This is a genomic window from Longispora sp. NPDC051575 (assembly GCF_040681875.1).
GTDB lineage: Bacteria > Actinomycetota > Actinomycetes > Mycobacteriales > Micromonosporaceae > Longispora.
The window spans coordinates 460,617-473,518 of record NZ_JBFAZP010000006.1; the positions used below are offsets into that span (position 1 = coordinate 460,617).

At 68.9% G+C, this 12,902-nt stretch carries 10 protein-coding genes; 3 read left to right on the top strand and 7 right to left on the bottom strand.

The window, feature by feature from the left end; genetic code table 11:
- Positions 1-34: 34 nt before the first annotated feature.
- Positions 35-562: a GNAT family N-acetyltransferase gene (locus tag AB0M43_RS19615; protein WP_363726550.1), complete on the top strand. Its 528-nt coding sequence runs from the start codon at positions 35-37 to the stop codon at positions 560-562.
- Between the two features lie 29 nt (positions 563-591).
- Here the strand turns inward: AB0M43_RS19615 and AB0M43_RS19620 are convergent, their stop codons facing one another.
- Complete coding sequence (locus AB0M43_RS19620) at positions 592-1,884, bottom strand: glycosyltransferase family 87 protein (protein ID WP_363726552.1); 1,293 nt, start codon at positions 1,882-1,884, stop codon at positions 592-594.
- 69 nt (positions 1,885-1,953) lie between these two features.
- Between AB0M43_RS19620 and AB0M43_RS19625 the strand changes: the two genes are divergently transcribed.
- The gene (locus tag AB0M43_RS19625) at positions 1,954-2,514 is read left to right on the top strand and encodes a GNAT family N-acetyltransferase (protein ID WP_363726554.1); all 561 of its coding nucleotides are present in this window, start codon (positions 1,954-1,956) and stop codon (positions 2,512-2,514) included.
- 15 nt (positions 2,515-2,529) lie between these two features.
- Here AB0M43_RS19625 and dapB read toward each other — a convergent pair whose 3' ends face one another.
- The 5 genes from dapB to AB0M43_RS19650 all read right to left on the bottom strand — a co-directional run bounded on the left by dapB (position 2,530) and on the right by AB0M43_RS19650 (position 8,524).
- Positions 2,530-3,288 (bottom strand): 4-hydroxy-tetrahydrodipicolinate reductase, encoded by a 759-nt coding sequence (gene dapB / locus AB0M43_RS19630; RefSeq protein WP_363726556.1) that lies wholly within the window; start codon positions 3,286-3,288, stop codon positions 2,530-2,532.
- Positions 3,285-4,628, bottom strand: a complete 1,344-nt coding sequence (locus tag AB0M43_RS19635) for a pitrilysin family protein (protein WP_363726558.1) — start codon at positions 4,626-4,628, stop codon at positions 3,285-3,287. Before AB0M43_RS19635 ends, dapB begins: the two co-directional genes overlap by 4 nt.
- An 88-nt stretch (positions 4,629-4,716) precedes the next feature.
- The gene (locus AB0M43_RS19640; protein WP_363726560.1) at positions 4,717-7,035 is read right to left on the bottom strand and encodes a polyribonucleotide nucleotidyltransferase; all 2,319 of its coding nucleotides are present in this window, start codon (positions 7,033-7,035) and stop codon (positions 4,717-4,719) included.
- A gap of 169 nt (positions 7,036-7,204) precedes the next feature.
- Positions 7,205-7,474 carry a 30S ribosomal protein S15 gene (gene rpsO, locus AB0M43_RS19645; RefSeq protein WP_197004916.1) on the bottom strand — a complete coding sequence of 90 codons (270 nt, stop codon included), beginning with the start codon at positions 7,472-7,474 and terminating at the stop codon, positions 7,205-7,207.
- 120 nt (positions 7,475-7,594) lie between these two features.
- Positions 7,595-8,524: a bifunctional riboflavin kinase/FAD synthetase gene (locus tag AB0M43_RS19650; protein ID WP_363726563.1), complete on the bottom strand. Its 930-nt coding sequence runs from the start codon at positions 8,522-8,524 to the stop codon at positions 7,595-7,597.
- Positions 8,525-8,691: 167 nt separating this feature from the next.
- Here AB0M43_RS19650 and AB0M43_RS19655 point away from each other — a divergent pair, with 167 nt between their 5' ends.
- Positions 8,692-12,000 (top strand): NACHT domain-containing protein, encoded by a 3,309-nt coding sequence (locus tag AB0M43_RS19655; protein ID WP_363726565.1) that lies wholly within the window; start codon positions 8,692-8,694, stop codon positions 11,998-12,000.
- Here AB0M43_RS19655 and truB read toward each other — a convergent pair.
- Entirely contained in the window at positions 11,945-12,781 is an 837-nt protein-coding gene (gene truB / locus AB0M43_RS19660; RefSeq protein ID WP_363726994.1) for a tRNA pseudouridine(55) synthase TruB, read from the bottom strand. The two genes, AB0M43_RS19655 and truB, sit on opposite strands and share 56 nt — an antisense overlap.
- Between the last annotated feature and the right edge of the window lie 121 nt (positions 12,782-12,902).

Consider the following 12,902-nt stretch of genomic DNA (forward strand, 5'->3'; position numbering starts at 1 on the left):
CGACAGCGTAGCCAACGGGTCCGACAATTTCCGGATGCTGATCATCCGGGACGCGACCGGGACCGACCTGCCGGCGACCGTGGACGTGCACGTCCGCACCTGGAAGGACGCCTACCGGGGCCTCGTGCCCGACGCCTACCTCGACGCGATCGACGCCGGCGCGTGGCTGGAGCGGCAGCGGGCCGGGATGGGCACGCCGGGCCGGCACCGGATCGTCGCGGTGCTCGACGGGGTGATCGCGGGGTTCGCCGGCTGCGGGCCGGACCGCGACGATCCGGACCTTTCCGAGGTGTACGCGATCTACGTCGACCCCGGGCGGCAGGGGCACGGGATCGGGCGGGCGCTGATGGACGCGGCGGTGGGCCGGCTGGGCGGACGGGTGCCGCCCGGCGACTCGGAGACCGGGTCCGGTCGGCGCACCGTCCGGTTGTGGTGCGCCGAGGGCAACGCGGCCACCCGCCGGTTCTACGAGCGGTACGGCTTCGTGGCCGACGGCGCGACCAGGGTCTACGACCGCGACGGCCTGAGCCTGGCGACCCTGCGTTACACGCTGACCGCCTGACCCCGGCCCGGGGCCCTCCCCTCACGCCCCTAGACGGGAACCGGCTGCGCCTCGGGCTCCTCGACCCGCGCCCACGACCCGGCCCGCCCGTCGATCCCCAGCCGGAACGGCGTGAAGACCAGCAGCGCCACGATCAGGATCGCGAACGCGTTCTCCCCCACCGCGCTCGGCAGGTTGTTGTTCCGGTGGTGACCGGGGGTGCGCCGGAAGAACCAGACCAGGGACATCGTGAACGACCAGTACACGAGGTTGATCAGGCCGATCCGCCACCAGGCCTTCTTCTCGCCCGGCGCGTCCAGCACGACGTCGACGAGGATGACCAGGGCGGGGACGATCCAGTACAGGTGATGGGTCCAGCTGACCGGGCTCACCGCCACGCCCGCGAGCCCCGTGATCGTGATCGCCGCCAGCTCGTCCTTGGCCCGGTGCGCCTGGGCCGCCCGCCACAGCCCGTAGCCGCCGACGGCGAGGGCGAGCACCAGCCAGACGAGCTTGCCGCCGGAGCTGACCGGCACCATGTCGTCGATCCTGGCCACCATGCCGTTGATGGCCTGGTTGCCCGGGTTGTCCGGGAAGCCGACGCGTTCGGTGTCCCACAGCACGCTGGTGTAGAACCGCCACGAGCTGTGCCAGTCGAGCGCCGCCGCGAGCAGGGTGGCCGCGCCGGCCGCTGCCACGGAGACCCCGGCCGCGCGCCACCGGCGGGTGACCAGCAGGTACAGGATGAAGAAGCCCGGGGTCAGCTTGATGGCCGTGGCCACGCCGATCCCGACGCCCGTCCACTTCGAGCCCCGGCCGCCGAGGATCAGCAGGTCACCGAGGACCAGTGCGACCAGGTACAGGTTGATCTGGCCGAAGCTCATCGTCTCCCGGATCGGCTCCAGGGCGAAGATCAGCGCCGTGGTGACCGACGTGGCGAACCACACCGGCCAGCCCCGGCGCATCGCCACGGGCTTCATGATCCAGTACGTGGTGAGGATGGCGACCAGCAGCGTCGTGCCGATCGTGAACCACTTCACGAACCCGTAGGGCAGCACGCCCATCGGGCTCATCAGCACGGCGGCGAACGGCGGGTACGTGTACCCGAGAGTGCCGTTGATCACGTCGGGCTGCGAGTAGTCGTAGATGTCGTTCCCGGCCAACCAGAAGGTGACTGCCTTCCGGTAGATCCGCAGGTCGAACAGGTGATGCTGGCCACCGAACCGGTCGGCGAGCAACCACACGACGCCCGACAGCACCGCCACGAACGCGAGCTGCTTGTAGAAGCGCCCGCCCTGCGACGCCACGTACGCGGACAGTCGCTGCTTACGACTCTCGATCAAGACTCCACCCAACCATCGGTGACACTGCCGGTGTCCAGAGTACGAAACGACCCACGTAGGCTTTTCGGCATGGCGCTCGGATTCGTTCGACCAGCGCGTCCAGGGGACGCCACCGATCTCGCACGGATCCAGTTGGAGACGTGGCGGGTCGCGTACCGCAAGCTCGTGCCCCGGGAGATCCTCGCCGCGCTCGACGCCGACACCCTCGCCGCGCACTGGCGCACCGCCGTCCTCGAACCGCCCGGCCCGCGCTTCCGGGTGCTGGTCGCCGTCGAGCAGGCCGCCGAGGAGCACACCGTCGGGTTCGCCGCGATCGGCCCGGCCGACGCCGACGACAAGGTGCCCGACGCGGCGGCCTTCACGGAGCTGCTCGTGGAGCCCCGGTGGGGCCGGCGGGGCCACGGCAGCCGCCTGCTGTCCGCCGCCACCGCGCACTGGCGCGACGACGGGTTCAGCACCGCCCTGGCCTGGGCCTTCGACCAGGCCCCGGCGACCATCAATTTCCTCACCTCAGCGGGATGGCAGCCCGACGGCGCTCGCCGGGCTCTCGACATGGCCGACGTCCTGGTCCCCCAGGTGCGGCTGCACGTCTCATTGAACGAGGACGTCAGCGGTCCCACGGACAGCTGACGTCCTCGAATAAAACTACAGGCCGAGCAGCGGGCCCAGTCCCACGGTCAGCCCCGGCCGGTTGAGCACCTCGCGCACGGCCAGCAGCACCCCGGGCATGAACGACACCCGGTCCAGGGAGTCGTGCCGGATCGTGAGGGTCTCCCCACCGGTCCCCAGCAGCACCTCCTGGTGCGCGACCAGGCCGGCGGAGCGTACCGAGTGCACCCGGACCCCGGCCACCTCGGCCCCGCGCGCGCCGTCGAGCGCGGTCTTCGTCGCGTCCGGGGACGGGCCGACGCCGGCCGCCGCGCGGGAGGCGCCGATCATCTCGGCGGTGTGCAGCGCAGTACCACTCGGGGCGTCGATCTTGCCCGGGTGGTGCAGCTCCACGATCTCCACCGACGGGAAGTAGGGGGCGGCCTTCGCGGCGAACTCCATCATCAGCACCGCGCCGATCGCGAAGTTCGGGGCGACGATGACGCCCACGTCGGGCTTGTGCTTCAGCCAGTGCTCGACCCGGTGCAGCCGCTCCGGGGTGAACCCGCTGGTGCCCACGACCACGCTGACGCCCTGCTCGACGCACCAGTGGATGTTGTCCATCACCGTCTCCGGGCTGGTGAAGTCCACCACGACCCGGGCGCCGGCGTCGGTGACGCTGAACAGGCCCTCGCCCGCGTCGACCATCGCGACCAGCTCGAGGCCGTCGGCGTCGTCCACCGCGCGACACACCTCGACGCCCATCCGGCCCCGCGCGCCCAGCACGCCGACCGGCAGCGGCTCCTGCTCCGTCATGACGACCTCACTACTCCCGAGAAATCGTGCCCGTCGAATGGTCCGATCGCCGCCAGCGACATCGGGCGGGTCAACAGCTCGCTGGCGATCGCGTTCGCCTCGTCCAGGGTGACGGCGTCGACCCTGTTGAGGAGCTGGTCCACGGAGAGCAGCTCCCCGTACAGCAGCTCGCCCTTACCCAGCCGGCTCATCCGCGAACCGGTGTCCTCCAGCCCCAGGACGAACCCGCCCTTGAGCATGCCCTTGCCCCGGGCCAGCTCGGCCGCCGTGATGCCGTTCGCGGCGACGTTGGCCAGCTCGTCCCGGATGATGCCGAGCACCTCGTCGGCCTTGGCCGGGGTGCAGCCCGCGTACACGCCCCAGGTGCCGGCGTCGGCGTACTGCGAGGTGTAGGAGTACACCGAGTACGCCAGGCCGCGCTGCTCGCGGACCAGCTGGAACAGCCGGCTGGACATCCCGCCGCCGAGCACGTTGTTGAGCACCCCGAGCGCGAACCGGCGCTCGTCGTGCCGGGTCATGGACGTGCAGCCCAGTACCAGGTGGGCCTGCTCGGTGTCCTTGTCCACCACGCTGAGCTGCCCCGACCGGGTGCGCACCAGACTGCCCTGCGGCCTCGCCGGCACGGGCGCGCCCTCGCCGCCGAGCAGCGCGGTGTCCTTCAGCGCGGCCCGGACCAGCTTCACGACGGCGGAGTGTTCCAGGCTGCCGGCGGCCGCGATCACGATCTCGGGCGCGGTGTAGCGGCGGTGGTAGAAGCCCGCGATCTGCTTGCGGGTCAGGGCGGTGATCGTCTCCTCGGTACCGGAGATGAGCCGGCCCAGCGCGTGCTCGCCGAAGATCGCCTTCGTGAACAGGTCGTGCACCTCGTCGCCGGGCTCGTCGTCGTGCATGGCGATCTCTTCGAGGATCACGTCCCGCTCGGTCTCCACATCGTCCTCGTTGAGGACGGAGGAGGAGATCACGTCGCAGAGGACGTCGATGGCCAGCGGCAGGTCGTTGTCGAGCACCCGCGCGTAGTAGCAGGTGTACTCCTTGGAGGTGAACGCGTTCGTCTCACCGCCGACGGCCTCGATCGCGGACGAGATGTCCAACGCGGAGCGCCGCTTCGTGCCCTTGAAGAGCAGGTGCTCCAGGAAGTGCGAGGCCCCCGAGAGCGTGGGGGTCTCGTCGCGGGAGCCGATCCCGACCCAGAACCCGATCGACACGCTGCGCATCGCGGGCACGGACTCGGTGATCACCCGGAGGCCACCGGGGAGGACCGTACTGCGCACGGTGCCGCCGAGGGGATCGGCCTCCAGCGTGCGGGTTCGGGCCCGGGCTGTGTTCGTAGCCTCCGCCACGTGTGCTCCTGTCAGGGGGTAGCTGTGTGAGCTTGAGAAACTGGGGCCGGGCACAGTTGCGTGCCCGACCCCAGTCTGTCATCAGCTACTAGTCGCGCCGCTGCCGGCGCTCGCGCCGCTCGCCGCCCTCGCGGTCACCGCGCGGGGCGCGGTCACCCTCGGCGCGCGGCGGACGGTCGCCTCCACCGGCGCTGGCGCCGGCCACCACGATGACCTCGCCGTCGGCGCCGACCTTGTCCAGGTAGACCTTGCCACGGTTGTCGATGTCCGCGATCTGGACCTCGACCTTGTCGCCCACGTTGAGGAAGTCCTCGACGCGGTCGACGCGCTTGCCGTCGCCCACCTTGGAGATGTGCAGCAGGCCGTCGCGGCCCGGGGTCAGCGAGATGAAGGCGCCGAACGCGGCGGTCTTCACGACGGTGCCCAGGAAGCGGTCGCCGACCTTCGGCATGGTCGGGTTCGCGATGGCGTTGATCTTCGCGATCGCGGCCTCGGCCGACGGGCCGTTGGTCGCGCCGACGTAGATCGTGCCGTCGTCCTCGATCGTGATCTCGGCGCCGGTCTCCTCGGTGATCGAGTTGATCATCTGACCCTTCGGGCCGATGACCGCGCCGATCTTGTCGGTCGGGATCTTGACGCTGACGACCCGCGGAGCGAACTCCGACAGCTCACCGGTGGTCTCGATCGCGTCCTGCATGACGTCGAGGATCGCGTGCCGCGCGTCGTGCGCCTGCGACAGCGCGCCCGCCAGCACGTCCGACGGGATGCCCGTCAGCTTGGTGTCGAGCTGCAGCGCGGTGACGAAGTCCCGGGTACCCGCGACCTTGAAGTCCATGTCACCGAACGCGTCCTCGGCGCCGAGGATGTCGGTCAGCGTGACGTAGCGCGTCTTGCCGTCGACCTCGTCGGAGATGAGGCCCATCGCGATACCGCCGACGGGGGCCTTCAGCGGCACGCCCGAGAACATCAGGCTCAGGGACGCGGCGCAGACCGAGCCCATCGAGGTGGAGCCGTTGGAGCCGAGGGCCTCGGAGACCTGACGGATCGCGTACGGGAACTCCTCGCGGGTCGGCAGCACGGGCAGCAGCGCCCGCTCGGCCAGCGCGCCGTGACCGATCTCGCGGCGCTTCGGCGAGCCGACCCGGCCGGTCTCACCGGTCGAGTACGGCGGGAAGTTGTAGTTGTGCATGTACCGCTTCGACTTCTCCGGGGAGAGGGTGTCGAGCGACTGCTCCAGGCGGAGCATGTTCAGCGTGGTGACGCCCAGGATCTGGGTCTCGCCCCGCTCGAACAGCGCGGAACCGTGCACGCGCGGCAGCACGCCGACCTCGGCCGACAGCGGCCGGATGTCGCGCGGGCCACGGCCGTCGATCCGGATCTCGTCGCGGAGGACGCGCTGGCGGACCAGCTTCTTGGTCAGCGAGCGGACAGCCGCGCTGAGCTCCTTCTCGCGGCCCTCGAACTGACCGTCGAGCTTCTCGTGCGCGACGGCCTTGAGGCGGTCGAGCTCGGTCTCGCGCTCCTGCTTGTCGGCGATCGTCAGCGCGGTCGCCATGTCGGCGGCGATGGCGGACTCGACGGCGGCGAACGCGTCGTCCTGGTAGTCCAGGAACTGCGGGAACTCCACCGACGGGCGCGACGCCACGGCGGCCAGCTCGGACTGGGCCCGGCACAGCTCGCGGATGGCCGGCTTGGCGGCCTCGAGGCCGCTGGCGACCACGGTCTCGTCCGGCTTCGGGGAGCCCTCGGCGATCAGCTTGATCACGTTGGTGGTGGCCTCGGCCTCGACCATCATGATCGCGACGTCGCCGTCCTCGGTGACCCGACCGGCGACGATCATGTCGAAGGTCGCCCGCGAGGTCTCCTCGTGGGTCGGGAACGCCACCCACTGGCCCTCGATGTGCGCGACCCGCACCGAGCCGACCGGGCCGGAGAACGGCAGACCGGAGAGCTTGGTGGACAGGGAGGCGGCGTTCATCGCGACCACGTCGTACGGGTGCTCGGGGTCGAGCGCCAGCACGGTCTCGACGACCTGGACCTCGTTGCGCAGGCCCTTGACGAAGCTCGGGCGCAGCGGCCGGTCGATCAGGCGGCAGGTGAGGATCGCGTCCTCGCTCGGCCGGCCCTCGCGGCGGAAGAAGGAACCGGGGATCCGGCCCGCCGCGTACATCCGCTCCTCGACGTCGACCGTCAGGGGGAAGAAGTCGAAGTGCTCCTTCGGCGACTTGCTGGCCGTGGTGGCCGACAGGACGACGGTGTCGCCGAGCTGGGCCAGGCACGACCCGGCCTGGCGGGCGAGCCGGCCGGTCGAGAAGGTGATCGAGCGCGTGCCGAACGAACCGTTGTCGATCGTGGCGGTCGCGCTGTGGGTGCCGAGGTGGACGACCTCGGGGGTCTTGTCAGTCAAAACTGCTCCTTGATTGGGTTGGTGTGCCCAGGGGAGCTTCTTCTCGCTGGCCGGTCTTCGATCGAAGCCGCCGGAGTCTGGTGTCCGGCAACCACTACCGAGGACCGGTGCGTCGTCCCCATGAGCGGAGTGAGGGGGAGCGGCCCGCTGGCCACTCCCCCCAGGAAAACTATCGGCGCAGGCCGAGCTTCTCGATGAGCGCGCGGTAGCGCGTGATCTCGGACTTCGCCAGGTACTTCAGCAGCCGGCGGCGACGGCCGACCAGCAGCAGCAGGCCCCGACGCGAGTGGTGGTCGTGCTTGTGCATCTTGAGGTGCTCGGTCAGGTCCGAGATCCGCTTGGTCAGCATCGCGATCTGCACCTCGGGCGAACCGGTGTCGCCCTCGACGATCGCGTGCTCCTGCATGATCTGGGTCTTGACCGCTGATTCGAGCGCCATACTCTCCCTCTAACTGAACTGGGGTTTACTGGTCCCACGCCCGCGGCGTCGTGCAGGCACGCGGGACCACGCCGAGAACCGGCGTACCCGTCAAGGTTACCAGTCGCCCCCGACCGGTTATCAGACAGTCAGGATCCGACGTGTTTCGTCCACGTCTGCCTGGATCTGGGCGATAAGCGGGTCCAACGCGTCGTATTTGATCATTCCGCGCAGCCGCTGCACGAACTCCAGCGCGATCCGCTCCCCGTACAGGTCGCCCGAGTAGTCCAGCACGAACGCCTCGATCCGGCGGTCCACCCCCGCGAACGTCGGGTTCGTCCCCACACTGATCGCCGCCGCCCGCCGGTTGCCGTGCTCCGTCAGCCAGCCCGCGTAGATCCCGTCGGCGGGCACCGCGGCGTGCGGGGTGCTCACCGCCAGGTTCGCCGTGGGAAAGCCCAGCTCACGGCCCCGCTGGTCACCGCGGACCACGATGCCGTCCAGCCGGTGCGGCCGACCCAGCGCGGTGCCGGCCGCCCCGACCTCGCCCGCGTCGATCTGACTCCGGATGTACGTCGAACTGAACACCGTGCCCTCGTCGTTCACCAACGGCGCCGGCTCCACCCCGAAGCCGAACGTCCGGCCGAGCGCCTGGAGCAGGCTCACGTCCCCCGACGCCCGGTGCCCGAACCGGAAGTTCTCCCCCACCACGACCAGCGCCGCGTGCAGGTGCTCCACGAGCACGTCGTGCACGAACGTCTCCGGCGACAGCCTGCTGAACTCGCTCGTGAACGGGATCACACACAGCACGTCCACCCCGAGCGCCTCGATCAGCTCGGCCTTGCGCTCCGGACCGGTCAGCACCGCCGGGTGACTGCCGGGGCGGACCACCTCGCTCGGGTGCGGGTCGAAGGTCACGACGACGGACTGGACCCCCAGCTCGGCGGCCCTCTTGACCGTGTGCCCGATGGTGGCCTGGTGGCCGCGGTGCACGCCGTCGAAGACCCCGATGGTGACCACGGACCGGCCCCAGCCGCCCGGTGCCGAACCCACTCCCCGCCAGCGCTGCATCTCCACTCCCCTTCGTCACCCCCGAGCCTATCCGCCCACCCGGAAGGAGGCACCCGAGTCCCGCCGAAGATCGATCTCCTACGGGTACCGACAGGAGACCTCGTCCTGCCACCCACCCCCTGAAGTCCGAAGTGGTCGGTGTGGTCGCCGCATGACAGGGTGGCTCCATGAGTTTCCTGGCCGCCGGAGCCTTCGTTCTCGGGACAGCGATCACCAAAGCCGCCTGCAGCATCTGGCTCGGCGACGTCAAGCTCATCGAGAGCCTGGGCCACGAGATTGCTGACGAGGCCGTGCAACGACTGCGCACGTCAAAGGAGAAGCGCCAGTTCAAACGGATCCTGGAGCAGACTGCGGAACGGGTCGCCGACCGGATCGAGAGGCTCGTCGAGCAGGAGTTCGCCGGGCTTCCCGAGAACGAGAAGTCCGCAGCGATCGACGCCGTCGTGGAGACACTGCGAAACGCGCAGCTCACCGACGAGGACCTGTTCAAGACCGACCTTGACGCCGGCTTTCTCTTCAAGTACCTACTCTCGGAGCAGGGACCCACCCGGTGGGGACTCAGCGCCCCTGCGTGCCAATTCTACCAATTAGTCCTGCGCGAGTCCGCGCGATACCTGATCGAGGTCACTCGCGCCCTTCCCGGCAGTGGCATGGGCGCTCTGGAGGAGCTGCTGCGGCGCGAGACCCAGGTCCTGGCCCTCCTCCAAGAGGTGCTCGACCGACTTCCTGCCAGCAGGGGCGTTTACGACTTCGAGGCGGACTACAAACAATTGGTCGCCCATCGGCTGGACCGTATCGAGTTCTTCGGGGCGAGCCTTTCCGAGGCCAGCCGAAAGTACCCGCTATCCGTGGCCTACCTGAACCTGCAGGTCTCGGGAGAACTCCTGTTCGATGAGAAGGGCGGTCGTTCCCGGCACCCGACCACCGCCTCGGCGCGGGCGGAGGACGCGCTCGCCGCCAGCCGCCGACTGTTCGTTCGCGGTCAGGCGGGGATCGGCAAGACCACCCTCCTGCAGTGGATAGCGGTCCATAGCGCCCGGCGCGGATTCTCCGCCGAGCTACAGGACTGGCGCGATACGGTGCCGTTCTTTCTCCCGCTGCGCCGGTACGCCGCCCAGCCACTTCCGCGTCCCGAGGAGTTCATCGCGGACATCGGCGGACACATTCTCGAAGAAATGCCGGCCCGCTGGACGCACCGACAGCTCCGCGAAGGTCGGGCGATCGTGCTCATCGACGGGGTGGACGAGCTGGCACCGGAACGGCGGGACGAGGTCCGGACCTGGCTCAGCGAACTGGTCACCGCATTCCCCGATTCCCGGTACGTCATCACCTCCCGTCCGGCCGCCGTGCCTGCGGACTGGCTCGGCACCAACAACTTCGACGTCGCCGAGCTGGAACCCATGACAGCGGAGGACACGACGGTGTTCGTGCGACGCTGGCACGCGGCGATGCGCGACGACCGGGCGGAGGACACCGAGGAGTGCGCCCAACTTCTGACCTATGAATCGAACCTGCTCGCCCAGCTTGACCGCCAGTCCCATCTCCGCAGGCTCGCGAGTTACCCACTCCTGTGCGCACTGTTGTGCGCCCTCCATCGGGACCACCAAGCACAACTGCCGGACACCCGGATGGAGCTGTACTCCACCGCGCTGACCATGCTGCTCGACCGCCGCGACAAAAGCCGTGGCATCGACACCGGCCCAGAGGTCTCCGTCACGAAGAAGACACTGCTGTTGCAGGAGCTCGCTTTCTGGCTGATCCTCAACGACTACACCGAGGCTCCGATCGCCGATGCCGCAAGGCAGATGGGCAAGCTGCTGACCCGGATGGCAGGTGTCGGGTCAGACGGGGCCGAGATGCTCCGCTACATGCTCGAACGCAGCGGACTGCTGCGGGAGCCGGCACAGGGCCGGCTCGACTTCGTGCACCGAACATTCCAGGAATACCTGGCAGCCAAGGCCGCCGTTGACGACGACCACCTCGGGCTGCTGATCAACAACGCGCACCTCGACAACTGGCGCGAGGTGATCGTGCTCGCCGCCGGCCACGCGTCCAAGGCCAAGCGGAGCCAACTGCTCCGGGCGTTGATCGACCGCGCGGACCGGGACACTGACGACCGTCTGTTGCTGGTGTGTGTCGCCTGTCTGGAGACGTCACCAGAGCTGGCCCCGGAAATCCGCGGCAGGATCGAGGCGGCCGCACAGCGCTTGCTCCCGCCCCGAACCCGGGCGGACGCAGACGTCCTGGTGGGGCTGGGCGAGATGGGACTCGACCTCCTGGCCACCGCGACCCCCAACAACCGTGAGGAATTCGCACACACCATCAGCGTCGCCGGGAGAGTGGGCGGGCAGGCAGGCCTGAGCCTGATCGAGTCGTTGTCCCCTCAAGCCAGCGGCCCTGCGCGCATACACCTGATGACGGCCTGGCGTCATTTCGAGTCTGCCGAATACGCACGCCGAGTATTGCGATCCCACACGAACATTGAGATCTCACGCCCGGAACAACTCGCCGCGCTCCCCGAGTTCACCCGCGTCAAACATGTCAGCATCTCGACGTTGAGGATGGGAAGCAGACCTGAACTAGGGGTTCTTCGAACACTGCCACATCTCCGATCGCTCGCCCTACGCGTCGAAGAATCTCCGGATCTGACGGAGATCGCGGACCTTCCGTTGGAGATCCTCAGCGTGTTACGGACGTCGCGGATCAATGAGCCAAGCCTCGATCTCTCATCGCTCGCGAAATCGTCCAGCCTCCGCCACATCACAGTCAACGGGCTGCGCACACATGGTCTGATGGGACTTACTCATGCCACGTCGCTGGAACGCTTGCAACTGTCCGGCGTATCAGTTCGCGAACTGGCGCACCTGACTCAGCTCACCGGGCTACGGGACGTTCGACTGACGGGAGCGTCCGGCCTGACCACGCTCCATCCGCTCAGCTTTCTTACCACCCCCGAGTCTCTGAAGATCCACTTCAATGTTCTGGATGACATCAGCTCACTTGTTCCGTGGCACGCCAGTCTCCGCTACCTGGCAATCGATGTCGGGGCAAACACCGACCTCTCGCCTCTCGCGGAACTCCGGGAGCTGCGTCGACTCAATCTCGAATCGATGGGAGGAGTCGACGTGTCTGTCATCCCATTAGGGCGACTGAAATATCTCGACCTGGTCAGTCATCGTGCGGTTGATCTGGCGCCACTACACGAGGCCCGACAACTGCACCACCTGTACATCGACATGCCCGGCCCCATCGACCTCACGCCGCTTGCAGGCCGAGAAGGCCTCTGGATTGCGGTTCCCCACAACGTAGCCGTGATCGGGGCCGATCGCCTGGCGCCAAGCAGCCGGGTGACGACCATGGGTCCGAGTCGGCTTCCCTCAGCCTCAGCACCGGTGTCATACGACCGGGCCGGTTACGGCGTCAGGCTGGCGCAAGCACCAGTTCGGGTTTGGCGCGGCCGGCCTTCTCGACCATGACGGCGAGCACGTCGCCACCCGGGCCGTAGACCGCGTAGGGGACGTCGATGCCGGTCGGGGACAGCGGGCCGCCGTGGGAGATCACCTTGGCCTCGGCCTCGTCCAGGTCGCGGCGCGGGAAGAGGCGGCCGGCGGCCGTGTTCAGGTCCAGGTTCACCGGGTCGTCCAGCTCGGCCAGCTCGTCCAGGGTCCGGGCCTCCGCGAGGGTGAAGCCGCCGACGGCCGTGCGGCGCAGGGCCGTCAGGTGGCCGCCGACGCCGGTCAGGACGCCCAGGTCGCGGGCGATGGCGCGGATGTAGGTGCCCGAGGAGCATTCGACCGACACGTCGACGTCCACGAGTCCAGGGGAACGGCGGATCGACCCCACGTCGAGGCGGTGGATCGTGATGGGGCGGGAGGGGAGTTCGACGTCCTCGCCGGCGCGTACCCGGGAATAGGATCTGACGCCCTTGATCTTGATCGCGCTGACGGAGCTGGGTACCTGCTGGATCAGGCCGACCATGGTCGCCAGGCCCGCCCGGACCGCCTCGTCGGTGACGTCGTCGGCCGGGACCTCGGTGACGAACTCGCCCTCGGCGTCGTCGGTGATCGTCGACTGGCCGAGCCGGATCGTGCCGGTGTAGCCCTTGCGGCTGCCGATGACGTAGGTGAGGAGCTTCGTGCCGCGTTCGACGCCGAGGACGAGGACCCCGGTGGCCATCGGGTCCAGGGTGCCGCCGTGGCCCACCCGTCGGGTCTTCGCGAGGCGGCGCACCCGCGCCACCACGTCGTGGGAGGTCATCCCCGCCGGCTTGTCCACGATCACTAGCCCTGTCGTCGCCACCCGGAAAGCCTTCCAGACGCCGCCGGGCCGGTCCGCCGGGGGCCACCCGCCCGGCCGGTGCGCCCGCCCGGCATCATCC